This is a genomic window from Nonomuraea sp. NPDC005501 (genome assembly GCF_040605905.1).
Taxonomy (GTDB): Bacteria; Actinomycetota; Actinomycetes; order Streptosporangiales; family Streptosporangiaceae; genus Nonomuraea.
On sequence record NZ_JBEXDT010000076.1, the window covers coordinates 17,033 to 38,975 of the forward strand.

Annotated in this window: 23 protein-coding genes; 9 read left to right on the forward strand and 14 right to left on the reverse strand. The window is 72.7% G+C overall.

The window, feature by feature from the left end:
• Nucleotides 1-8: 8 nt before the first annotated feature.
• Nucleotides 9-725, reverse strand: coding sequence for an amidohydrolase family protein (locus tag ABZS51_RS30545; RefSeq protein WP_355448104.1), 717 nt, complete (start codon nt 723-725; stop codon nt 9-11).
• Nucleotides 722-1,498, reverse strand: a complete 777-nt coding sequence (locus ABZS51_RS30550) for a hypothetical protein (RefSeq protein ID WP_355448107.1) — start codon at nt 1,496-1,498, stop codon at nt 722-724. Before ABZS51_RS30550 ends, ABZS51_RS30545 begins: the two co-directional genes overlap by 4 nt.
• Nucleotides 1,499-1,584: 86 nt before the next feature.
• Here ABZS51_RS30550 and ABZS51_RS30555 point away from each other — a divergent pair, with 86 nt between their 5' ends.
• The 4 genes from ABZS51_RS30555 to ABZS51_RS30570 are packed head-to-tail and all read left to right on the forward strand — an operon-like array spanning nt 1,585 to nt 6,252.
• Nucleotides 1,585-3,600, forward strand: a complete 2,016-nt coding sequence (locus ABZS51_RS30555) for a PQQ-binding-like beta-propeller repeat protein (RefSeq protein WP_355448110.1) — start codon at nt 1,585-1,587, stop codon at nt 3,598-3,600.
• Between the two features lie 10 nt (nt 3,601-3,610).
• Nucleotides 3,611-4,309, forward strand: coding sequence for an amidohydrolase family protein (locus tag ABZS51_RS30560; RefSeq protein ID WP_355448113.1), 699 nt, complete (start codon nt 3,611-3,613; stop codon nt 4,307-4,309).
• Nucleotides 4,306-5,037, forward strand: coding sequence for an amidohydrolase family protein (locus tag ABZS51_RS30565; RefSeq protein WP_355448116.1), 732 nt, complete (start codon nt 4,306-4,308; stop codon nt 5,035-5,037). Before ABZS51_RS30560 ends, ABZS51_RS30565 begins: the two co-directional genes overlap by 4 nt.
• Before the next feature lie 24 nt (nt 5,038-5,061).
• Nucleotides 5,062-6,252, forward strand: coding sequence for a DegT/DnrJ/EryC1/StrS family aminotransferase (locus tag ABZS51_RS30570; RefSeq protein WP_355448119.1), 1,191 nt, complete (start codon nt 5,062-5,064; stop codon nt 6,250-6,252).
• Nucleotides 6,253-6,340: 88 nt separating this feature from the next.
• Here the strand turns inward: ABZS51_RS30570 and ABZS51_RS30575 are convergent, their stop codons facing one another.
• The 4 genes from ABZS51_RS30575 to ABZS51_RS30590 form a co-directional block, all read right to left on the reverse strand.
• Nucleotides 6,341-8,818: a hypothetical protein gene (locus tag ABZS51_RS30575; protein WP_355448122.1), complete on the reverse strand. Its 2,478-nt coding sequence runs from the start codon at nt 8,816-8,818 to the stop codon at nt 6,341-6,343.
• A gap of 322 nt (nt 8,819-9,140) precedes the next feature.
• Complete coding sequence (locus ABZS51_RS30580; protein WP_355448125.1) at nt 9,141-9,743, reverse strand: hypothetical protein; 603 nt, start codon at nt 9,741-9,743, stop codon at nt 9,141-9,143.
• 46 nt (nt 9,744-9,789) lie between these two features.
• Nucleotides 9,790-10,245, reverse strand: a complete 456-nt coding sequence (locus ABZS51_RS30585) for a matrixin family metalloprotease (protein ID WP_355448128.1) — start codon at nt 10,243-10,245, stop codon at nt 9,790-9,792.
• A 405-nt stretch (nt 10,246-10,650) separates the two neighbouring features.
• Nucleotides 10,651-11,358, reverse strand: coding sequence for a hypothetical protein (locus ABZS51_RS30590; RefSeq protein WP_355448131.1), 708 nt, complete (start codon nt 11,356-11,358; stop codon nt 10,651-10,653).
• A 413-nt stretch (nt 11,359-11,771) separates the two neighbouring features.
• Here ABZS51_RS30590 and ABZS51_RS30595 point away from each other — a divergent pair, with 413 nt between their 5' ends.
• The gene (locus tag ABZS51_RS30595) at nt 11,772-12,806 is read left to right on the forward strand and encodes a hypothetical protein (RefSeq protein ID WP_355448134.1); all 1,035 of its coding nucleotides are present in this window, start codon (nt 11,772-11,774) and stop codon (nt 12,804-12,806) included.
• Nucleotides 12,807-12,855: 49 nt separating this feature from the next.
• Here ABZS51_RS30595 and ABZS51_RS30600 read toward each other — a convergent pair whose 3' ends face one another.
• From ABZS51_RS30600 to ABZS51_RS30610, 3 genes are read right to left on the reverse strand one after another with little or no spacing between them, the layout of a single operon-like run.
• Nucleotides 12,856-13,431: a DUF6461 domain-containing protein gene (locus tag ABZS51_RS30600; RefSeq protein WP_355448136.1), complete on the reverse strand. Its 576-nt coding sequence runs from the start codon at nt 13,429-13,431 to the stop codon at nt 12,856-12,858.
• On the reverse strand, nt 13,358-14,197 hold the full coding sequence (locus tag ABZS51_RS30605; RefSeq protein ID WP_355448139.1) for a hypothetical protein: 840 nt from the start codon (nt 14,195-14,197) through the stop codon (nt 13,358-13,360). The genes ABZS51_RS30600 and ABZS51_RS30605 overlap by 74 nt, the downstream gene beginning before the upstream one ends.
• Nucleotides 14,198-14,208: 11 nt before the next feature.
• On the reverse strand, nt 14,209-14,463 hold the full coding sequence (locus ABZS51_RS30610) for an alpha/beta fold hydrolase (protein WP_355448141.1): 255 nt from the start codon (nt 14,461-14,463) through the stop codon (nt 14,209-14,211).
• Nucleotides 14,464-14,789: 326 nt separating this feature from the next.
• On the opposite strand from ABZS51_RS30610, the gene ABZS51_RS30615 reads away from it, so the two are divergent.
• Both ABZS51_RS30615 and ABZS51_RS30620 read left to right on the forward strand, forming a co-directional pair.
• Complete coding sequence (locus tag ABZS51_RS30615; protein ID WP_355448144.1) at nt 14,790-15,272, forward strand: DUF5946 family protein; 483 nt, start codon at nt 14,790-14,792, stop codon at nt 15,270-15,272.
• Nucleotides 15,273-15,508: 236 nt separating this feature from the next.
• Nucleotides 15,509-16,888: a pyridoxal-dependent decarboxylase gene (locus ABZS51_RS30620; RefSeq protein WP_355448147.1), complete on the forward strand. Its 1,380-nt coding sequence runs from the start codon at nt 15,509-15,511 to the stop codon at nt 16,886-16,888.
• A 47-nt stretch (nt 16,889-16,935) separates the two neighbouring features.
• Here the strand turns inward: ABZS51_RS30620 and ABZS51_RS30625 are convergent, their stop codons facing one another.
• From ABZS51_RS30625 to folE, 4 genes are all read right to left on the reverse strand, one after another.
• Nucleotides 16,936-17,691, reverse strand: coding sequence for a nucleotidyltransferase domain-containing protein (locus ABZS51_RS30625; RefSeq protein WP_355448150.1), 756 nt, complete (start codon nt 17,689-17,691; stop codon nt 16,936-16,938).
• Nucleotides 17,692-17,724: 33 nt separating this feature from the next.
• Nucleotides 17,725-18,546 (reverse strand): MerR family transcriptional regulator, encoded by an 822-nt coding sequence (locus tag ABZS51_RS30630; RefSeq protein ID WP_355448153.1) that lies wholly within the window; start codon nt 18,544-18,546, stop codon nt 17,725-17,727.
• 112 nt (nt 18,547-18,658) lie between these two features.
• Nucleotides 18,659-19,006, reverse strand: coding sequence for a hypothetical protein (locus ABZS51_RS30635; protein ID WP_355448156.1), 348 nt, complete (start codon nt 19,004-19,006; stop codon nt 18,659-18,661).
• A gap of 20 nt (nt 19,007-19,026) precedes the next feature.
• Entirely contained in the window at nt 19,027-19,668 is a 642-nt protein-coding gene (folE, locus tag ABZS51_RS30640; protein WP_355448159.1) for a GTP cyclohydrolase I, read from the reverse strand.
• Nucleotides 19,669-19,807: 139 nt separating this feature from the next.
• On the opposite strand from folE, the gene ABZS51_RS30645 reads away from it, so the two are divergent.
• Nucleotides 19,808-20,464 carry a helix-turn-helix domain-containing protein gene (locus tag ABZS51_RS30645; RefSeq protein WP_355448162.1) on the forward strand — a complete coding sequence of 219 codons (657 nt, stop codon included), beginning with the start codon at nt 19,808-19,810 and terminating at the stop codon, nt 20,462-20,464.
• Nucleotides 20,465-20,485: 21 nt separating this feature from the next.
• Here ABZS51_RS30645 and ABZS51_RS30650 read toward each other — a convergent pair whose 3' ends face one another.
• Nucleotides 20,486-21,193 (reverse strand): SDR family oxidoreductase, encoded by a 708-nt coding sequence (locus ABZS51_RS30650; protein ID WP_355448165.1) that lies wholly within the window; start codon nt 21,191-21,193, stop codon nt 20,486-20,488.
• Between the two features lie 90 nt (nt 21,194-21,283).
• Here ABZS51_RS30650 and ABZS51_RS30655 point away from each other — a divergent pair, with 90 nt between their 5' ends.
• Nucleotides 21,284-21,904, forward strand: a complete 621-nt coding sequence (locus ABZS51_RS30655; RefSeq protein ID WP_355448168.1) for a TetR/AcrR family transcriptional regulator — start codon at nt 21,284-21,286, stop codon at nt 21,902-21,904.
• The last annotated feature ends 39 nt before the right edge of the window (nt 21,905-21,943 follow it).

Below are 21,943 nucleotides of genomic sequence, written 5' to 3' on the forward strand. Positions count from 1 at the left end.
CAGCAATGTCAGATGCCGAACAGCTCCGCGGCGTTGCGCCAGGCCACCCGCTCGGCCGCCTCGGGGGCGAGCCCCGCCGCCGCCACCGCGCCGAAGGCCGACGCCGGGTCGATCAGCGTGGAGTCCGTGCCGAACAGCAGCCGCCGCCCGTCCACGGCCGCCGCCACCTCGGCGATGCGGCCCGCGGGGGCGTGCGACCAGCAGGGCTCCAGGTACAGCCGGTCGCAGGCCGCGGCCGCCTCGATCGCGTGGCGGAACCCGTCGGCGCCCATGTGTCCCGCGATCACCCGCAGGCCCGGCGTGTCCAGGCAGACCTGCGCCAGGTCGAGCACGGAGGAGCCCCAGGTGTGCACGAGCGCGGGGCACCCGGCCTCGGCGACGAGCGCCAGGGCGTCGCGCAGCTGCGGCGAGGTGACGGGCGAGCCCGTGTAGTCGGTGTGGATCTTCACGCCGACGAACCTGCCGGTGGGCAGGTAGGCGTCCAGGTCGCGGGCGGCCTCGCGGAGCCGGCGCGGGTTGACCGTGACGTAGCCGAGCAGGCGGTCGTGCTCCTCCAGCACCCGGGCCAGGGCGCGGTTGCCGGCCGGCGCGTCGTAGATGACGGCCTCGGTGGCCGAGACGACGGCCCGGTCGATGCCGTAGCGGTCCATGGCGGCCAGGCTCGCCTCGGCCACGTCCATGGTGAAGAACCACGGCCCCCAGTGGGCGTGCACGTCGATGATCATGAGAGCAGCCTCCTGGCGTTGCCGCCGGCCACCGCGGCGACCTCGGCGGGCGAGAGCCCGCCGGTCGCCAGGCGCAGCAGCGGGACGAGTGCTTCGGCGTGCGGGGTCCGCGAGCCGTACAGCAGGCGGTCCACGCCGACCTCCGCCGCGGCGGTCTCCAGCGCGTCGGGGGAGTTGAGCAGGCGGGTGGAGGTGTGGAAGCCCGGCTCGTCGGCCGCCACCACCAGGAAGTCGCCCAGGTGGTAGAAGTGCGTGTCCAGGAAGACCACGCGGGCGCCGATCCCGGCGAACGGCCGCCAGAACCTCCGCACGTCGCCTCCGGTGAGCACGGTCAGCCCCAGGGCCGTCGCGCGGCGCGCGACATGCCCGACGGACGGGAAGCCGGCCTCCACGCCCTGCTCGTCGGGGAAGAGCCGCACGGCGCGGACCCCACCGGCGGCCAGGCGCTCCAGCTCGCGGGCCGCGCCGACCGGGTCGCGCAGGTCCACCGTGCCCACCGGCGCGAACGACGACCCCTCCTCCCGCAGCTCGCGCAGTGCCAGCGCCTCGTCGTTGCCGGACCGGACGTCGAACAGCGCGGCGCGCAGGCTCGCCACCGCCCCCGCCCGGATCCGGTGGCGGGCCAATGACCGGAGCACCTCGCCGGGCGCGCCCGGCGGGCCGTCCCGGTCCGGGTAGGCGCCCACCAGCACGTCGGCGTCGAGCGTCACCTCCAGATCGCCGATCAGCCTCCACGCGTCGAAAGCCGTACCGGCCCCATCCCTAATCGTCATGCGGGCCATCATGCCATTGACGTACTGCGCGCAAATAGTTACGGTCTGGACCAAAATCGCACAACAATGAACGTGAGGTGCTCGGCGTGCTCCGACGTCTCCTGGCCGCCGTGGCCGGCCTGTTACTCCCAGCCACCCTGTCCGTTCCCGCCGCCACGGCCGCCCCCGGCCCGGCGAGCGCCACCATGACGGCCTCCACGGCGGCGTGCGCCGACCCGGCCGTGCGCACGTACGGCCCGGCCACGATCACCGGCGCGATCGTGGGCGCCGCCGTCCACGACGGCCACGCCTACGTCGTCACCCGCGGCCCCAAGCCCCCGGTGCTCGCCGACATCGACCTGAGCACCCGCAAGGTGGTCAGGACCGCCACGCTGCCCGACGGCCCGGCCGAGGGCGCGCCCGAGGGCGGATGGGCCACCGCCGTCACCGGCGGCAAGGTGTACGTCGGCACCTACCCGGTGCCCGACCTCTACAGCTTCGACATCGCGACCGGCGAGGTGAAGCACCTGCGCTCCTTCGGCCGCAACGGCGGCTTCGTCTGGAGCCTGGCCGCCGCCCCCGACGGCACCCTCTACGCGGGCACCTACCCCGGTGGCCGGGTCTTCGAGTACGTGCCCGCCACGGGCGCCGTCCGCGACTTCGGCGTCCTGGCGCAGGGCGAGCGGTACGTGCGCGCGGTCGCCGCCGACGACACCTACGTCTACGCGGGCCTGCTCGACAAGGCGAAGCTGGTGCGCATCGAGCGGGCCACCGGCCAGGTGCGGGAGCTGGCGAGCGCCCCCACCGGCGTGGGAGCCATCACCCTGCACGGCGACCGCGTCCTCGCGGCGGCCGGCGGCGAGCTCATCGACGTGCGCAAGGACGGCACCGATCTGCGGCGGGTGACCCTGGAGCAGGGCTCCCTCGACGTCCCGTCCGCGACGGACGACGGCACCGTCTACGCCACCTCCCGCCCGGACGGCACGGTCTACCGCTACCGGACCGGCGACACGGCGTTCACCAAGGTCGCCGACGCGCCCGCGCCCGGCGACGAGAGCCGGCTGCTGCGGCTGCTGGACGCGAACACCCTGCTCGGCTTCGCGGGCAGCGGCGGCCTGTGGTGGCTGGACCTGAGCACCGGCACGTCGCAGTTCGTCGACCTGCTGGAGGCGGGGCTGCCGCCGGGCACCGAGCGGGTGCAGAGCATGCTGCTCGTGCCCAACCGCGCCCTCTACGTCGGCGGTCACTTCGTGATGGAGGTCCGCGACCTGCGCACCGGGGACAAGCGCCGCTTCCGGGTGCCCGGCGAGCCCAAGGACCTGGTGCGGCGCGGCGAGAAGATCTACGCCGCCGTCTACCCCAGCGGGCAGGTGATCTCCATCGACCTGCGTACCGACAAGGTCCGCAGCGTCGCCTTCCTGGGCCACGGCCAGCAGCGGCCGTGGGACATCGAGTACGACCCCGTGACCGACAAGCTGCTGGTCGCCAGCGCCCCGCTCGGAGCCAACCTCAAGGGCGCGCTGACCGTGGTGGATCCCGACACCGGCCGCGTGGACTCGTACGTGGACGTCATCCCCGACCAGAGCCTCATGAGCCTGTCGCTCGACTCGCGGCGGGGCGTGGTGTACCTGGGCGGCGACGTGGTCGGCCCCGGCGGCACCCCGCCCACGCGGACGACGGCCTCGGTCGCCGCCTTCGACCTGCGCGCCCGCAAGGTGCTCTGGTCGGTGGACCCGGTGCCCGGCCACCGCACGTTCCAGGACGTCAAGGTGCACGACGGCCTGTTGTACGGCGTCTACAAGCGGGAGTCCGGCACCTGGATCGCCCTCGACCTGGCCACGCGCCAGGTGGTGCGCCAGGGGACGATCGCCGGCTACGGCGAGCTGACCGTGCACCGGGGCAGGGTCTTCACCTCCGTCTTCCGCGGCGGAGGGAACGCCTACGAGCTGGGCACCGAGGCGAAGCTGCTGGCCACGGGCCTCGGCGACGAGTGGTACACCAACCCTCAGCTGCACTTCGAGCCCCGCACGTGGAACGCCTGGGCGCTCGTCGGCCGGGAGCTGGCCAAGATCCGGCTCGACCCGGCCTGCCCGCCCTTGACCATCCCGCCGGCCGGGAGCTAGGTTTCGGTCTGTGCCGAAATCTGTGTTCGATGCCCATCGGCTGATCGGCCCCGTGCCGTTCGACGATCTGCCCGCCGACCCGCGGGCCGAGATGGACCGGCTGGGCATCGACCGGGCCTGCGTGACCCACACGCTCAGCCTCTACTCCGACCCGCAGGCGGGCAACGACGCCCTCCTGCGGCTGGACGACCCCCGGCTCGTCCCGGTGCCCGTCGTGGTGCCCGGCGTGCCGGGGGCGTCCGCGCCCTCGGCACCCGCCGAGGTGCTGGAGTGGGGGGCGCGGATGGTCAGGCTCTGCCCGGAGCGGCACCGCTTCGACCTCACCGGGCCGGTCGCGCTGCGCTGGCTGGCCGAGCTCGACCTGCCCGTCGCGATCGACCTGGACGAGGCCCCGCCCGCGCGGCTCCGCGTCCTCGCCGAGCGGCTGCCCGGCCTGCGGCTGCTGGTCCTCAACCCGGGCTACCGGGGGCTGCGCGCCCTCGCGGAGCTCATGGCCGCGGCGCCGCGCGTGTGGGTGGAGATCGGCACCGTCAACACCCAGGGCGGCGTCGAGTGGCTGGCCCGGCGCTTCGGCGCCGGCCGGCTCGTGTTCGGCACCGGGGCGCCGGTGGCCGACGACTGCGGCCCCCGCTTCCTGCTGGACCACCTCGACCTGGAGCCGGCGGAGGTCGAGCTGATCGCCGCGGGCTCGCTGGAGAGCCTGCTGTGACCGGCGTCCCGGTCCTCGACGCGCACGGGCACGTCGGCACGTGGCCCGACTTCCTCATCCCCGACCCGACCGCCGAGGGCCTGGTCGCGACCATGGACCGGATCGGCGTCGCCGCGATGGGCATCAGCCACCTGCTGGCCGTCGGCCCCGACGCCGAGGGCGGCAACCGGCTGGCCCTGGACGTCGCCGCCCGCTTTCCCGGCCGGTTCGGCGTCTGGCAGGTCTACAACCCGCACCACCGCACCCCCCTGGTCACCGGCGGGGTGTGGGGGGTCAAGCTGCATCCCGACGTCCACCAGTGCCCCCTCGACGACCCCCTCTACGAGCCCGTCTGGCGGCTCGGCCTGCCGGTGCTCGCCCACGGCCAGACCGACTCGCCGTGGAGCGACCCCGTCCGGTTCGCCGCCGTCGCCGCCCGCCACCCCGGCGTGCCCCTCCTCATGGGCCACACCGGGCTCTGGCCGTACGGGTTCGCCCGCGCGGCCCGCCTCGCCGAGGGGCACCCGAACCTCTACCTCGAGGTGTGCGGCTCCCGGATGACCGGCCGCTGGATCGCCCGGCTGGCCGCCACCGTCGGGGCCGGGCGCGTGGTGTTCGGCTCCGACGCCTGCTTCCTGGACCTGAGGACCGGGTACGGCCGTGTCGCCCTCGCCCCGCTCACCGACGCCGACCGGGCGCTCGTCCAGGGCGGCAACCTGGCCCGCCTCCTCGGCCCCCGCCTCGCCTGACTCCCGTACCGGAAGGGAACTCCCGTGACCCTCGCCCTGCACGGCGGCCCGCCCGTCCGCACCGCCCCGTGGCCGTCCTGGCCGCCTCCCCTCGACGACGCCCAGCGCGCGCTGGTCGGCAAGGTCCTCGACAGCGGCCGGTGGGGGGCCACCCAGGGCGGCGGCGTCGCCGACGACCTGGCCGCCGCCTTCGCCCGCAGATCGGCGGTCCCGTACGGGGTGGCCGTGGGCAACGCCACGCTCGGCCTGTTCGCCGCGCTCCGCGGCCTGGGGGTGGGGCCGGGCGACGAGGTGATCGTGCCCGCCTACACCTTCGTCGCCTCGGCCACCTCCGTGCTGCTCGCCGGAGCCGTCCCCGTGATCGCCGACGTGGACCCGGCCGACCTGCACCTGTCACCCGACGCCGTACGGGCCGCCCTGACCGACAGGACCGCGGCCGTCATGCCCGTCCACCTGGCCGGCAGCCCCGCCGACATGGACCCCCTGAACGCCCTGGCGGCCCGGCACGGCCTGGCCGTCGTCGAGGACGCCGCGCAGGCCCACGGCGCCGAGTACCGCGGCCGGCCGGTCGGCGGCCTAGGCCACGCGGGCGTCTACAGCTTCCAGGCGAGCAAGGCGATGACCGCCGGCGAGGGCGGCCTGATCGTCTGCCCGGACGAGGCGGCGTACGAGGCGATCTGGTCGGTCTGCAACCTCGGCCGCAGGCCCGGCGGCCAGTGGTACGGCCACCCGTCCGTCGGCTGGAACCTGCGGCTCACCGACCTGCAGGCCGCGCTGCTGCTGCCCTGGCTGGACCGGCTGGACGACGAGATCGCCCGCCGCGACGCCTTCTGCGCGGCCCTCGAACGCGAGCTGGACCGCCTCCCGGCGGACGGCCCGGCCCGGCCGGTGACCGTGGCGCCGCGGCCGCCCGGCACCACCCGCGACTCCCGGCACCTGCTCATGCTCCGCGTCGACGCCGCGGTCGACCGTGACTTCCTGCTCGCCGCCATGGCCGCCGAAGGGGTGCCGCTCGACGCCGGCTACCCTCCGCTGGGCACGATGGAGGCCCTGACCCGGGCCGGGGCCCGCGCCGAGCCGTCCCCGGCCGCGACGGCGGCCGCCGGGAACGTGGTGTGGGTGCGCCAGGCGATGCTCATGGACGACCCGGCCCGCGCCGCGGACGTCGCGGAGGCGTTCGCCAAGGTCCTCGCGGCTTCCCCGCCCCGGCCGTGAACCGCCCGGACACCCCTGGCCAGGGTGTCCGGCATCGGGCGCAAGGTGCCGCGTGACGGGTCCACGGCGAGCACCGGCACGGGGTCCCTCACGGCCGGGGGAGAGCGAGCCGGAACAGCCGCTCGTTGACCTTGTAGTAGAGGTTGCCGAACCCGTCGGCCGTGAGCCCTTCCATCCCGGAGTCCGTCAGCAGCACGGTCATGGCCTTCGTCGACTTCTCGATCGAGAAGATCTGGTCGCCGAACGTCCCGTACACGTGGTCCGGATCCTGGGCCACGGTCAGCAGCCTCCCGTCACGCCAGGCCCGGCTGGACTGGGCGGCGTAGTCGGGGTCGGGGAACAGCCGTTTCGCCGTGATCGCCGTGGGCCGCGCCGGGTCGAGCGTGAACAGCGAGCCGCCCGCCAGGCCCCACAGCTCGCCGTCCACCTCGGCCAGGGCCGTGACCGCCTTGGGCGCCGTCAGCGGGAGCGGATACGTGCGCACGGCGCTGGTGGCGGGGTCGAAGGAGAACAGCGTGGCCGACGCCCCCGGCGCGTAGACCGGGTCCACGCCCAGGGCGCCGCGCGTGGAGGTGCCGCCGAACAGTTTCCCTCCCGCGTAGGCCAGCGAGACGACGGACTGGTCCGGCACCACGCAGACGGTCCGCCCGGCCGTGCCCTCCTTCCAGACGGTGAGGGCGCCACTGCGCTTGCCGTACTTCGGGACCGTGCCCATGTAGACGGTCCCGTCCGGCCCGCCGGCCAGCGCGTACGGCCGGTCCTGGGGCGGCGGGCCCTTGCCCGGCTCGCAGTCGTCGGCCTTGTCGCCCGCCTCGCCGCCGGTGTACCGGAGCGTGGGCGGCCAGGGGCCCGCCGGGTCGTAGCTGTAGAGCTTGGCCGACGGGTAGGCGCCGACGTAGAGCAGCCCGTCGTGGGCGATCATGCTGTCGGTCTGGCTGAGCCCGTTGAGGGTCCGTCTGTCCGGCCGGCTCTCGTCGCCGTCGCCCCGCATCGGGTCGTAGACGCCGGTGCCGCCCGTCAGGTAGCCGCCGGTGTAGATCCTGCCGTCGGGTCCCGCGCCGAGCGCGTTGATCGCGGCGGGCAGCACGGGGGCGCCGGAGACGACCCTGCTGCTCCAGCGGCCCGTCGCGGGGTCGTACGTGAAGATCCTCGTCCCGTCCGAGGCCGCGCCGAGGCCGACCAGCGTGCCGCCGGACCAGGTGTAGCCGGTGACGTCGAGGCCGGGGCGTACGGAGGTCGCCTGGACGGAACCGGTGGCCACGTCGTAGGAGTGCAGCAGGCCGTCCCGGACGAACCACACCTTGCCGTCGCGGGCCGGCGAGTGGTGCAGGTCCACGTCGGTGATCGCGGCGTCGGTGGCGGCGGTGTACGAGCCGTCGGCCTGGCGGGTGACCCGCAGGACGAGCAGGGTGCGGTCGATCCAGGCGAACAGCCGGCCGCCCGTCCAGGTGAGCCCGCCCACCATGGAGTTGTGCGCGTAGGCGGCCGGCAGGAGGTCGTCCACCCGCCCCGTGACGTTGTCGAACCTGACCAGCCCGGCGTTCGTGCCGGTGCCCAGGTACGTGGCGTCGGCGGCCGGGTCGTGGGCGAGGCTGCGCACGTACTGGGCGCCCGCCACGACCGGCACGCTCCCCATCGTGGTGAACGCGCCGCCGTCGTACATGAAGTAACGGCCGTCGTTGTAGGTGCCGCCGTACACCCTCCCGTCCGCGCCCGGCTCCAGGTCCCAGATGAACGCGTACCCGCCCTCCGCCCGGCCGAGGTCGGTGACCGCGGACTGGCCGGGGACGTACCGGTAGAGCTTGGCGCTGGGATAGGTGCCGAGGTAGACGCTGCCGTCGGTGGCCGTGGCCGCCGCCCAGCCGCCGACGGTCGGCGTGGCCGCGGAGTCGGGAATGGTGATCTTCCGGGTCACCTGCCCGGTGGCCAGGTCCACCACGGCGAGCTGCGGGTTGACGTCGGCGGTGCCGGTGTAGACGGCGTAGGCGCTGCCGCCCGCGAACGTGGTGGCGTTCGGCACGCTGCTCTCGATCTGCACCCCCAGATCGGTCACCTTCGAGGTGATCAGCACCTCGTCCCAGTAGGCGGTGCCCACGTCGGCCACGCCCGAGTAGACGAGCGCCGAGACGGTGGCCGTGCCGTCGGGCGCGACGCCCGAGGTCGTGACGCGGTTCCACCGCCGGCCCGTCGCCGAGGCGTTGCCGCCGCCGGCGAGGAGACGGCCGGAGGCGTCCCTGAAGCGCAGGTACAGGTACGCTGTGCCGCTGTCGGCCCAGACCTGGGCGTTCAGGGTGTAGCGGGTTCCCGCCGTGGCGGGCAGGCCGGGCATGCTCTCCCGGCCGTAGGCGGCGCCGGGGTCGGCGTCGGTGACGCGCGCCGTGGTCCGTCCCTCCCAGGTGACGGCGTCGACGCCGCCCTGGCTGTGCGAGCCGCTCCAGCCGGCCAGCCCGTCGTCGAACCCTCCGTTGACGATCTGCAGGTCGGCCGCGGCCGCCGGCGTGAACGGCGTCGCGAGGAGCGCCGCCAGGAGCGCCGTGGCCGCCGCTGCGCGCAGGGCGCGCCTCACGCGCCTCCGCCTTCCGTGCGGGTGAACGGGCGTCGAGCGTGCTGCCGGACCGGCTGCGCCAAGGGGCCCTCCAGGGAATGCCGCACAGCACCACCTCCGCGGGTGTTCGTTCGTGCGCGATTACGGGCCCGACCGTAACTTTGCGATCGGGATCCGTCAATGGTGCGCTTCCCGGCGGGGCGGAGGCGGCGACTGTGTCCGTGCGAGGCGCGTCATTCGTACGGCAGGATCGTTCCCCTTCGTCGCTGCTTGCCAGATCCTCGACCCGCCCCGAACCCCCGGAAGGTGCGGTGCGGGCCTGGACCGGCGGACATCCCGCGTCCTACTCCTTGACCGACAGCCGCTGGACGTCGGTGTCGTCGAGCTTGACCGAGTTCTCCGGCATGGCCGAGTAGGTGCCCGCCGAGGTGACGACGTACTTGGCCTGCTCCGGGTTGAGCAGCGAGGCCGGCGAGTCGGGATAGGTCTCCAGGAACAGCATGTAGGTGACGCCCGACTTCAACGGCGTCGTGTCCGCCTCCTCGTAGGTCACGCCGTCGAGGGTGCCACCCAGCTCCTTCACCTGGATGACCTGGCCGACCCGGGCGAGCCCCTTGTGCACCTTGAGGATCTCGACCGAACTGACCGTCATGACGGTGGGCGGACCCGCGGGCGGGGTCGCACCGTCGGGCGTGGCTCCGGCGTTCGGGTTCAGCTGAGGGTCGGTCTCGGTGGCGTCGTCCTCGGGTTCGGCCTCGGTCATGACGCGTTTGAGCCCGGTCAGCCGGCCCTCGATCACCAGCTTCGATCCGGCGAACAGCGCGTCCGCGCTGTCGTAGGCCGGGTAGTCGGCCTCGTAGAGGACCGTCGTGTCCTCCGCCGAGCACGCGGACAGGAACAGCGCGGCCAGGGCGACCACGCCGAGCCGCCGTATTGCAGCCTTCATCGGCTTCGACTCCGTTCTTCTCGTGAATATCGTCGATCGAAGCCGATCAGTAATAGGCGTTGACGTCCGAGACGTCGTGCGCCTGCGGTTTGGTCATCGAGTCGCGGTTTCTGCTTCTGTTCATGATGGAGGTGGTGCTGTTGTGCGCCAGGTTCAGCGCGTGGCCGAACTCGTGGACGAGGACGCCCGTCACGTAGTTGGAGAAGTTGTTCGCGTCCCGGTTGATGGTGCGCACATTCAGTTTGATGTACAGGCAGCTGTCGCCGCACCTGGTGTAATGCCCGTACCAGGTGTTCCGGTACGACTTCACGGTGATCGTGGAGCCGGAGTACCGGTTCTTGTACAGGTCGGCCGGGGAGGACGTGGCGTTCCAGTTGGCCAGCGCCTTGTTCATCGGCTTCTGCCAGGTGTTGTTGTAGTTGTAGGGGTAGATGCCGATGCGGGCGATGAGCTGGCCGGTCCCGTTCCAGTGCGCGTACGCGGGGGTCGCCCCCACGCTCACGCAGAGGACCCCGGTGAGAGCCACGGCCAGCAGTCGCGATGCTTTCCCTTTCGCGCTCCTGGCGCGCATGTCGGACGATGCCATGTAGCCACTTCGATTCTTTTCGGGCAGCGCGGAACAGCATGACGGACGGAGTGGTGCGGCGGCCCGCGGCCGTGCTCGCACAAGCGGCCGGCGCGGTACGGAGATCACCTTGGCGAAAACACCGTGACGATGAACCGCGTTACGTCGGCGGAAAGCGCTTCAACGCTGCGACGTTACTCGACGCGCCGTTATACGCACAAGATCAACGCAGAGTTCCGGAAACCACTGTCTGCGTGATGCCGGCCGTGGTGACCACCGCGCCGGACAGCCGGTCGTCCGGGTACGGGCGACGCGTGGATCTTCCTGGTGGCCACGGTGGCGTCAGTCGAGGCCGAGGTCGCGGCGGACGGCGGCGTAGCGGCGGCCCGGGGTGAGGGACGCGGCGGACCAGGGCAGGATCGCGGGCACGCGTCCGCCCGCGTCGTTCAGCAGCTGCTGGGCCCTGGTGTGCTGCCCGCCGTGGTAGAAGGCGGCGCCGAACAGGTGCATGGCCTCCACGGCGCGGGGATGCGGCCGGGCGCCGTCCTGCCACTTGTCCGCCGCGTGGGCCAGCTCTCGCACCACCTCCTGGCGGCGGAAGCGGGTTTGGAGAATGTCCTCCCCGGAGCCCGGCGACTCCCGGATCCCGTCCCAGGCGATCTCGAAGTGGGCCAGCGCCAGGATTGCCGTGACCGCGTCGCCCGGTGCCGCCGCCTGCGCCGTGCCGCGCGCGAAGCCCAGCAGCTCCGCGTCCGAGCCGTACCACTTCGGGCAGAGCACCTGGGCGCGCCCGTGGTGGGCCGTGTACAGCCGCGGGTCGCGGGCGGTCAGTTCCTCCCACAGGTGGTCCAGCCGCGCTCTGCCCACCTGCATCCCGATCCCGTGCCACTGGAGCCGGTCCCAGGGGACGGGGTCATCCGGCAGCGCCTCGGCGGCGCGCTCCAGCGGGGTGGCGGCCGCGTCCAGGACGTCCCAGAAGCGCGTGAAACGCTCAGCGCCCACGTAGTCGGCGGTGGAGCCGCCCCGGATGCTCCAGGCGGGTCGTCCCATGCCCTCCCGATCTTCATGCCGGAGGTCTTGTCGAGCGCGGACGCGACCGCGATGATCACTTTCGCCAGGAGCACCGATGATCGATATCGTGGACCGCAGCCGGCGCGCAATCGCATATCGGGCCTTTCCCACGGCCGGTACGCCCGCCGCGCTCCGGTCACGTGTCTGGGGCTCCAGGAGTGCGGGGAGCACCTCGTGACCGTCCCTGTGATGCCGCAAGACCGGGGAATCCGCGACGACGGCGAGGTCAGAGCCGCACCACAGGGCGCGCACGCGAGCACGGCCATCCGGCCCTCCCACGCCACGACGTCCCGATCACCCTGGCCGGCAGGATGATCCGGCGCTTTTCCGGTGGAGATCGGATATCGTCGCTCGCGCACGTCGGCATAGTCCGTGGACGATCGGGAGACTCCATGCGCGCGGTCCGTTCCATCGCGGCAGCGGCCCTCACCCTCCTTCTCACCTGCGCGGCCGCCCCCTGGCCGGCCGCCGCCTCCACGGCTGCCCTGCCGGGCGGCAAGGCGACCTATGTCGTCTCGCAAGGACACCTGGAGGCCGGCTCCAGCCAGAACTGGGTACGACTCGGCAGCTACCGCTTCGCCCCCGACGGCACGGTGACCGCGGCCCTGTACCTGTGGTGGCAGCGCCATCCCGAGGCCAGGCAGCGCACCGGCACCACCCCCGACTCCGGCTGCACCACCAAGGCCGGCGGTGTCCAGTCGCGCCCCCGTACCTGCGAGGTGCTCACCGCCGGAGGCTTCACCGGCGCCCCCGACGAGAACCGCACCGGCACGTACACCTTGTCCGGTGACGTGGTGAGCATCCGGTGGAACATCGCGCAGACGTGGACAGAGCAGTGGTCCGTGCGGCCCTCCCCGGACGGCACGCTCGCTCGTCTGGACCTGAAGCACAGCACGCTGGCCACCCACGGTTACGGGTACGGCAGCAACGCGGCCCTCGGCACCCGGCGCGCGATGAGCTCGGTGAAGGCGTTCCCCGGTGCGCTCAGGCAGGATCTGGCGAGCTCGGCGGGCGGCAAGATCGTCACCTCCAGCGGTCAGAAGTTCGCCCATGCCTCCTTCCGCACCTGCGCGAGCACCACCTGGTGCCTGACCTACCTGCAGCCGTCGTCCACGGGCGCCTGCCAGAAGTCGGGCGGCTGCCCCAACTACGGGGGCGGGACGAAGGCGAACGTCAGCTCCATCCAGTACTACCTCACCAAGATCTCCAACTCCGATCGCCGTGACACGTTGTGGCACTGGTGCACCTGTCTGGCGATGGAGCGCGGCGAGTTCTGCTACACCGGCAACTCCCACGTCAAACCGCTCATGCAGATCATCGACGACAAGGGCGCCTTCCGCGGGTGGGTCGGCGCCGAAGCGTCCTTCTCACCCAGCTCCAGGGCCGCGGACATGCTGGCGGTGTTCCGCATCACCGACTTCCGCTGACCCAGCAGAAGCCGTCCCGGCGGCCGTCGTGCCGGAGCACGTGGGGCGATCATCCTCGCACGATGCGCCCCACGAGCATCGAGCGGCCGAGCAGGTCCGGCGTGAACGGTACCCCGGTCACCTTGGCCGCCAGGGCGAAGCCTCTGGGCACGGCGGTGCCGTGGTTGTCATCCCAGGCGGCGTCCCAAGCGGCCTCGCCCTCCGGCTGGCCCAGCCCCATGCCCAGCTCCCGCATGAAGCCGTTGAGCCGGTCGGGGTCGGAGCCGTAACGATCGTACGGGTGCCGCAGCCGGTAGCCGGTGACGATCGTGCCGTCGATCGCGTACTCGAAGCTGTGCTCGGCGGCGTAGTCGTGCCGGGTGACCGCCACCACCTCACAGCCCAGCGACAGCTCCGTCAGCACCTCGTGGAGCGTGACCATCCAGCCGGCGGGCTCGATGGCCACGCACCACTCGCCGGCCTGGAAGACGCCCACGTGGCCACCGCCGTCGCCGCCTCCCGTCTCGTTGACGAACTCGTACGACTTGTCGTCGAGCCCGTCGAAGTCCGACTCATCGCCGGAGTCCTCGCCGCGGCTGAAGCGGCGCATCACCTCCGCCGGGTCGAGCCCGCGGAAGAAGGCCACGCTGAAGATCACCCCCAGCGGGCCGCCACCGTCGTTCTCGGACACGTTGAGCCACTGGAACGGGGCCAAGGGAGCGCTTGCCGTCATGCGCGCCATGCTGGCAGGCCGTACCGACAATCAGCCGAGACCGAGACCGAGACGGCGGCGCGGGGCTGTCAGGTGTGCGGGCAGGTGTCGCGGTACTCCTCGTCCGGCCATGAGGCCCGCCCCGCGAACCCGTCTCCGGCCGTTTCCAGATCACGGTCTTGTCCAGAATGGCGGCCACCTCATCGGCTCTGAACAGGAACCCCACGTGTGACGTGTCCATGGTGTGCGGGTCGTACGGGTTGCCGGGCGTCAGGGCGTCCGCTTCGGCGATCAGCCTGTCCTGCATGGCCACCGGGAGCGTCCGGTCGCCGGACAGCCGGATGTAGGTGCGGGGGATCGTGCCCCAGGTGTCGGCGTCGACGCGGGCGTCGGCCGTCATCACCGCGATGGATTCGTCCGGCTGCAGGATGTTGAGGAAGGCCCGGAACTGCTCGTCGCTGACGTCCGCCAGGGTCGCGGCCTTGAGCGCGTCGAGCAGTTCCACGTCCGCGGTGCGGTAGTTGGCCCGGCCGACACCGAGCTGAGCGGGGTCGCCGACGTTGAACGCGTACAGCGGGCCCAGCAGGTTGTCGGCGAACTCCGGCTCCTGCATGTACTCGATCGGGTTGGCGCGCTGCACGCACGACCAGGCGGAGATGTAGACGAGCCGATCCACCAGTCCGGGGATGGCGTTGCCCACGCCGGTGATGGTCAGGCCGCGAGGCTGGCCGCCACCAGCACCACGGGCCCGTGCTCGGCCACACGGCGGACCACGTCGACGACCATGTCGACGTTGTCCTGCAGAGTGACCCCGGCCAGCGTCGACGGCTCGACCGCCCACGTGTCGAGGTCCTGGGGTGCCTGGTAGGCGAGCGGGTACTGGGCGTCGAGGCCATGGCCCGGCAGATCGACGGCCAAGCTGCGGTGGCCGAGCAACGCCAGCTCGCGCTGAACGGGAGCCCACATGAAGGAACTGGAGCCGGAGCCGTGGACCAGCACGAATGTGGGCGACGACGAGGGGTTGGAGGCGGGTCGCATGAAGAACAGTCCGTTTCGGTGGAAGGCATGGCGAACATGCCTTGCGTTTTCGGAGGCGGCGTACGGCTGCCGGGTGAGAACGCGGCGGGGCGAGCCGTGAGGTGAAGCGGCGGTCGGCCGCCGCTTCAGCTGCTGCGAAGACGGATGAACTTCTGGATCACGCCTGACACCGTATCAGGGTCAGTCGCGCACGCCCGCCATCACGCGCGATAACCCGTCGTCAAGGCCGGGGTCGGCCACCTATGGTGCAGCCCATGGCAAACACCTCCATGACGGGCCGGTGCGACTGCGGTGCGACGGCCGGCCCCCTGGGCATGTGCGTGGACTACTACCACGGGATCCTGGCCGAGGAGCAGTCGGATCCGCAGATGTACAGGTGGCACGCGCCCGTGGTCGTGACGTATCTCCTGCAGCATCCTTCCAGAGCTCACGAGAAGTACCTCGACGACCAGTTCCGCCAGTTGCAGCTCTACGTGGATCAGGGGCTTGACGCGCTGCTCCGGCTGGCGGCTCATCAGGTGGCACGCAACAACCACCGGGCACGGCTGGGCTACGACATGGCGCCGTTGGCGGCCTATGCACCGCTCCCGGCCGGCGAACCTCCCGGCCGCTTCGGCGCCTCGTTCAGCGGGTTGCCGTTCAGGGACGGCAGCTTCGTGTGTGACGGCCATCTGGCGTACGGGGATCGCATCAAAGCCATCGCCGAAGCGACGGTGGAGTCCTGGAGATCCGTTTGAAAGGTCGGCGTTCCCCAGCGCTCGGCCGCGCGCGGGAAGTCCTCGGGTGATGACCCGGCAGCGGCCGGCCGCGCCCCGGCACCGCGCAGCACAGTGAGCGCGTCGACGTACGCGGGCGCCACCACGGGCGACCCAGCCGCTCCGGCGTACCGTCGTGCCTGTCCGCACGGCGACGCAGCAGGACGCGTCGTACGACGTGCGGCAGAAAGACGTACTGGGACAGAACGGAGATCGACGTGTTCACGGGACTTGCCGCCGACCGGGACGAGCTGCCCGCCCTGCTGGAGAGCGTCCGGCGGCACGCCGAGGCGCTGCTGGGCGCCCTCGACGAGCGGGAGGTCGTCCCCGCGGCACCCGCCACCCCCGGCGCGGTGGCGCTGCCCGCGCGCGGGGTGGGGACGCGGGCGGCGCTGGAGGAGTTCGCCCGGCGCTGGGAGCCCGGCCTGTCGAGCAGCGCGGGGCCGCGCTACCTCGGGTTCGTGACGGGCGGCGTGACCCCCGCGGCGCTGGCCGGTGACTGGCTGACCGCCACGTGGGACCAGAACTCCAACTCCTCCCTGGACGGCACCGGCCAGGCTCTCGAACGTGAGACCCTCGGCTGGCTGCGGGAGCTGTTCGGGCTGTCCGGCGCGCACCACGGCACGTTCGTCAGCGGCGCCACCATGTCGAACGCCGTCGGCCTGGCCATCGCCCGGGAGTGGCTGGGGGAGCGGCGCGGCGTGTCACCCGCCGAGGAGGGGGCGGCCGCCCTGGGGCCGGTGCGGGTGCTGTCCGGCAGCCCGCACTCCAGCGTCGCCAAGGGACTGTCCATGCTGGGGCTGGGCCGGCGGGCGCTGGTGCGGGTGCCGGTGCTGCCCGGCCGGGAGGCGGTGGACCCGGCCGCGCTCGAGGCGGCGCTGCGGGAGATCGACGGGCCGTGCGTCGTGGTGGCCAACGCGGGAACGGTCAACACCGTCGACTTCGACGACCTGCGCGCCGTCGCCGCGCTCCGTGAGCGGTACGGTTTCTGGCTGCACGTGGACGCCGCGTTCGGGGGCTTCGCCGCCCTGTCGCCGGAGCACGCGCACCTGGTGGACGGGCTGGACCTGGCCGATTCCGTCTGCGTGGACCTGCACAAGTGGCTGAACGTCCCCTATGACAGCGCCGTGCAGTTCACCCGCCGCCGCGACCTGCAGGCGGCCGTGTTCCAGAACGCGGCCGCCTACCTGGGGCCGCTCGGCGACACGCCGGACACGGTGCATCTCACCCCGGAGAACTCCCACCGCCTGCGCGCCCTGGCCGCCTGGTTCACGCTCAACGCCTACGGCAGGGACGGCCATCGCGAGATCGTCGAGCGCTGCGTCGCCTGCGCCCGCGCCCTCGGCGAGGCCGTCGGCGACCTGCCCGGCCTGCGCCTGCTGGCGCCCGTCCGGCTGAACGTCGTCTGCTTCACCCTGGCCGCCGACCCCACCGCCGAGCGGCTCGCGGACCTGGCCGGGCGGCTGGCGCGCGACGTCTTCGTCACGCCCACCGTGTACGACGGGGTGCCGGCGCTGCGGGCCGCGTTCAGCAACTGGCGTACGACGGACGCCGACGTGCGCCGGATCGTCACCGCGTTGGAGGAGGCGCTGCGCTGACCCGGGCGCTCGGCCACCCCGTCACCGCCGGACGCTCGGTGACCCCGTCACCGCCGGGCGGCGGTCGCGAACAAGGCCTCCGCCTCGGCGACCGCCCGCGTGAGGGCTCCGGGCTCCGGTCGCAGCCCGGCCACGATCGCGTCGACGCCGCGCAGGCCGGCCCTCAGCAGGAGCCGCTTCTCGTTGGTGACCCACTCGCCGCGCTCGGCCAGCACCGCGTGCGCCTCCTGCATGGCGGCGGTGGCCAGCGCGCCCGCCACCTCGGTGACCTGGCCACGCGGCGCGTACGCGGCTTCGGCGTACCGGAGTGTCATGGCCGCCCGTCCCCGCCACACCGGCGGTGCCGCCTCGCGCAGCGCCCGCGGATGGTCCGGACGCGGCAGTGTGCCGCGCAGGACCCGGTTGACGGCGAGTTCGGCGACCACCAGGTAGCTGGGGATGCCCGCGAGGTGGAACATCAGCGGCTCCCAGTGGAAGCGGCCCTGCCGGGCCTCGGCGAGTTCGTGCTCGACGACGTCGAGGTCCCGGTAGTGGACGTCGACACGGCGACCCTCGATCGTGAGCCAGGCGCCGCCGTTGAAGACGCCGCCGCCCCAGCCGCCGATCTCGGAGACCTCGCCGTCCCAGCCGACGGCGCGCAGGCCGGCCGGGTCGAACCCGCCCCGGTAGTAGACGGCCAGGTCCCAGTCGCTGTCGGGGGTGTGGGTGCCTTCGGCGCGCGAGCCGCCGAGGGACACGGCGCGTACGGCGGGCAGGTCGGCGAGCCGGTCGGCGACGTGGTCGAGAAACGTGTCATCGGTCATGGGAATCCGATCGTGGCAAGGGGACGGCGGGGGTCACTCCCAGGTGGCGGACTCCGGGTGGACGCCGTGGGCCTCGGCGTTCGCGAAGATCACGTCGCGCAGCCAGACGGCCAGGCCGGGCGTGAGCGCGTCGTAGAACGCGGTGAACCCGGGATCGCCGGTGTACTTCCGCCCCAGGCACACGTGCATCGCGTGGCTGCAGTCGAAGTACCGCGCGATCGAGGCGCGGTGCCGCTCCGCGAGGGCGTTGGCCTCGCCGGACCCGGGTGCGACGCCGGCGCGGGCGGCGGCGGCGAGGTCGGCGTTCAGGGCGTCGACCGAGGCGGCGACCTCCTTCCAGTCCTCCGGAGTCAGCGCGGCGGCCCGCTCGGCGTACTGGGCCCACTGCGCGGTGTCACCCCAGCGGGCCTCGGCCTCCTCGGCCCAGCCGGGCTGCCAGTCGTCGCCGAAGATCTCGACCTGCTGTTGCGGAGTCAGCCGGATCCCGGTGCTCGACGCCCCGATCATGCGGTCGACCGCGCCGAGCATCTGCTGCAGGCGGGAGATGCGCTCCACGAGCTGTGACCGTTGCCGGCGCAGGTGGTCGCGCGCGTCGGCCTCCGGGTCGTCGAGGATCCGGCCGATCTCGGCGAGGGGGAACCCCAGCTCCCGGTAGACCAGGACCCGGTGGATCCGGGCGACGTCGTCGTCCGAGTACACCCGGTACCCCGACCAGGTGCGCCCGCTGGGACACACCAGGCCGATGGCGTCCCAGTGGTGCAGGGTCTTCACGCTGACGCCGACGAGCGCGGCCGTCCGGCCGACGGTGAGGCCGCCGGGGTCGGCCCATTCCTGCCGCTGGGCATCAGTGGTCATCGGCTCAGTATCGCGCCTCCCGCCACCCGGTGGTTCCGGCCGCCCCGTCCCCACGCTGGAGCGCTGCTCCTCCGCCACCGGCCGGCGGCGGAGGAGCCCGGCCGGTGAAGCGTCACGGGTAGTACGTGACGAGCATTTGCTTGATCTTGGCGATGGCGTCGTCGAAGGGCACGGGCTGCGGGTCCCCGTGCCGGTAGTCGAGGAGCCGGAGGGCGTACACGGCGGCGCCCCGGCGGACCGCGGCGACGCAGAAGTGCTGCGTCGCCGGGTGGGGATTGAGGCCGGAGGTGATGCGCATGACGTCCACGCCGTCCGCCTCGCCCACCTTGGTGACCTCGGTCACGAACGAGCCCGTCTCGGCCGGCGGGCTGCGGTCGACGCAGGTGGCCAGGTCGGCCCGCCACTGCCGCTCGAAGGCCGCCTGCTCCGCGCTCGCGGTTGATTGTGATCGAAGCGCCACCGGGACCGCGGGCTCCGCCGTCAGTCGCCCGGTGTCCTCGCCCCGGTCAGGGCCATGAACTCCTGGCGGGAGCGGGGATCGTCGCGCAGGGTCCCGACCAGGCGCGAGGTGACGGTGCGCGAGCCGACGGCCTGGACGCCCCGCAGGGACATGCACAGGTGCTCGGCTTCGAGGATCACGCCGACGCCCTTGGGCCGCAGGCTCTGGTCGAGGAAGTCGGCGATCTGGACGGTGAGGCGTTCCTGGACCTGCAGGTCGCCGGAGAAGTGCTGGACCACGCGGGCGAGCTTGGACAGGCCCACGATGCGGTCGCCGGGCAGGTAGCCGACATGGGCCAGGCCGGAGAAGGGCAGCAGGTGGTGCTCGCACAGGGACGAGAACGGGATGCGGGTGACCAGCACCAGCTCGTCGTAGTGCTCGTCGTTGGGGAACGTCGTGAGCGTGAACGGGGCCGGGGTGAGCATCTGGGCGAAGGCGGTGGCCACGCGCCGCGGGGTGTCGCGCAGATGCGGCGTGTGCGGGTCGCGGCCCATGGCGCGCAGCAGGTCGCCGACCGCCCGTTGCGCCGCCAGGAGGTCGACCTCCGGCGCGTCCCCGGTGGGGTGGTCGAGGGGGGATCGCTCGGTCGTGGTGTCGCTGCCGTCCCAGGCCAGCACGGTCATGGCTCTCCTTGCTCTGCTCGGACGGTGGGAGGTCCGGTGCGCCGGCATTTTCGCCAACGCTCATGCTCAATATTCCGTCCGGCCCTATTTTAGTCAACCATCATTGGCAAAAATGCTCCGGTGGGCTACGGTGGTTGGCATGGGGGCCATGCCGGGAGATCTCGAAGCGCTGGGCCTGCTGTCCGAGCCGCAGCGGGCGCGCATCTACGCGTTCCTGGCCGGCGCCGCCCGTGCGTGCACCCGTCAGGAGATCTGCCAGGCCCTCGACATGGGGCGGACCCTCGCGGCCTTCCACCTGGACAAGCTCGAACAGACCGGCCTCGTCGAGGTGGTCGCCGACGCGGCCGGCACCGGCCGCCGGGGCCGCCCCGCCCAGCGCTACCGGGCCACCGCCCGCGAGCTGAGCGCCTCCGTGCCGCCGCGGCGTTACGAGCTGCTCGCCGAGATCCTGCTGCAGGCGGCGCAGGAGCACCGGCCGCCCGAGTCCTTCGCCCAGGTGGCCACCCGGGTGGCGGTGCGGCGCGGCCGTCAGCTGGCCGCCGGGCACCCCGCTCCGGACACCCTGTGGGAGCTGCTCGGCAGCCTCGGCTACGAGCCCGCCGCCGACGGCGGCACCGTGCTGCTGACCAACTGCCCGTTCCAGCGGATGCGCGCGGTGAACACGGATCTGGTCTGCTCGGTCAACCTCGCGCTGGCCCACGGCTACCTCGACGGCCTGGACGCGACCGGGCAGTTCACCGCCCGGCTGCGGCCCTGCCCCGACAACTGCTGCGTGATCATGGAGCCGGCCGCCTGACATCGGGGCCGCCCGTCGTTCTCAGCCGGTGAACTGGGAGTACAGGACGGCGAGGTCGGCGGAGAGACCCGCTTTGACCTGACGGCTCAGGTCGTCGGCGAGGATCTCGGCGGCGTCGGCCTCGATGCCGTCCAGCGCCTGCTCCGCGACGCTCTGCGCGGCGACCTTGGGAATGTCGATCCCGGCGGTCATGTCGGTGTCGACCATGCCGACGTGCAGCCCGCTGACGTTGATGCCGCGGGGCCGCAGCGCCAGGCGCAGCGCGTTGGTCTGCGACCACAGCGCGGACTTGGACGCGCTGTAGGCCTCCACCCCGGGCATCGTGATCCACGACAGCACCGAGTGGAGGTTGAGGATGTGGCCGCCGCCGTTGCGTTCGAGGATCGGGACGAAGGCGCGGGTGGCGAGCAGCGGCCCGTAGAAGTTGACCTCGAACTCGCGGCGGACGTCGTCGACGGGGGAGTCGAGGAACGTGGCCCCGGACGAGGTCCCGGCGTTGTTGATCAGGATGTTCACGTCCGGAGCCTGGGTGGCGGCGGCGGCCACGGAGGCGGGGTCGGTGACCTCCAGGGCCAACGGGACCGCGTCCGGGTGGGTGACCGTGCGGGGGTCGCGGGCCGTCGCGTAGACCTTCGCGGCGCCGCGCTGGTAGAGCGTCTCCACCAGTGCCTTGCCGATGCCGCGGCTGCCGCCGGTGACGATCGCCACCGAGCCCTTGATGCTGGTCATGAGGTACTCCTCGCTATGGAAACCGATCGGTTTCCTCGCAGCGTAAACCGTTCGGTTTCCAAGGTGCAAACCGGGATGTAGCCTTGGCGCATGACCGATCCGACGCCGGCCCCCACCACCACGCCGTCCCCGGCGGCGGCCACGCCGGCACCTCGCGCCTCCACCCGTGATCGTCTGCTCGACGCCGCGGCGGAGCTCTTCTACCGGGAGGGCGTCGGCGTGGGCATCGAGACGCTGTGCCGTACGGCGGGGGTGTCGAAGCGCTCGATGTACCAGCTGTTCGCCGGCAAGGACGAAGTGGTGGCGGCGAGCCTCGAGCGCGCCGCGCCCGCCTACGAGGCCTACCTGCTGCCCCCCGCCGCCGACGGCCGGCCGCCGCGCGCGCGGATCATGCACGTGTTCGAACGCCTGGAGGAGGCCGCGGCGGCACCGGACTTCCGGGGCTGCCCGCTCGTGTCGGCGGCGGTGGAGGTCAAGTCGCCGGAGCACCCGGCCAGCGTGGTGGCCCGCCGGCGCAAGGACGCGCTCACCGCGTTCTTCCAGCAGGAGGCCGAGCGCGGCGGAGCGGAGGACCCCGCCTTGCTGGCCCGGCAGCTGACCGTCGTGTTCGACGGGTCGAGCGCGCGGGCGGTCGTGCAGGCGTGCGGCCTCGACGGCCTCGCCGTCGCGACGGCGGGCGCCCTGCTGGACGGCGCCGGCCTGCCCGCGTGACCGGCCGGCCTGCCGAACTGCGGAGCGGCCGGCGACGCC

Bases quoted from the DNA above. Each gene is read 5' to 3' on its own strand.
- ABZS51_RS30545 (WP_355448104.1), bottom strand. From the start codon at position 725: ATGATCATCGACGTGCACGCCCACTGGGGGCCGTGGTTCTTCACCATG.
- ABZS51_RS30550 (WP_355448107.1), bottom strand. From the start codon at position 1,498: ATGACGATTAGGGATGGGGCCGGTACGGCTTTCGACGCGTGGAGGCTG.
- ABZS51_RS30580 (WP_355448125.1), bottom strand. From the start codon at position 9,743: ATGAAGGCTGCAATACGGCGGCTCGGCGTGGTCGCCCTGGCCGCGCTG.
- ABZS51_RS30590 (WP_355448131.1), bottom strand. From the start codon at position 11,358: ATGGGACGACCCGCCTGGAGCATCCGGGGCGGCTCCACCGCCGACTAC.
- ABZS51_RS30595 (WP_355448134.1), top strand. From the start codon at position 11,772: ATGCGCGCGGTCCGTTCCATCGCGGCAGCGGCCCTCACCCTCCTTCTC.
- ABZS51_RS30610 (WP_355448141.1), bottom strand. From the start codon at position 14,463: ATGTGGGCTCCCGTTCAGCGCGAGCTGGCGTTGCTCGGCCACCGCAGC.
- ABZS51_RS30615 (WP_355448144.1), top strand. From the start codon at position 14,790: ATGGCAAACACCTCCATGACGGGCCGGTGCGACTGCGGTGCGACGGCC.
- ABZS51_RS30625 (WP_355448150.1), bottom strand. From the start codon at position 17,691: ATGACCGATGACACGTTTCTCGACCACGTCGCCGACCGGCTCGCCGAC.
- ABZS51_RS30630 (WP_355448153.1), bottom strand. From the start codon at position 18,546: ATGACCACTGATGCCCAGCGGCAGGAATGGGCCGACCCCGGCGGCCTC.
- folE (WP_355448159.1), bottom strand. From the start codon at position 19,668: ATGACCGTGCTGGCCTGGGACGGCAGCGACACCACGACCGAGCGATCC.
- ABZS51_RS30645 (WP_355448162.1), top strand. From the start codon at position 19,808: ATGGGGGCCATGCCGGGAGATCTCGAAGCGCTGGGCCTGCTGTCCGAG.
- ABZS51_RS30650 (WP_355448165.1), bottom strand. From the start codon at position 21,193: ATGACCAGCATCAAGGGCTCGGTGGCGATCGTCACCGGCGGCAGCCGC.
- ABZS51_RS30655 (WP_355448168.1), top strand. From the start codon at position 21,284: ATGACCGATCCGACGCCGGCCCCCACCACCACGCCGTCCCCGGCGGCG.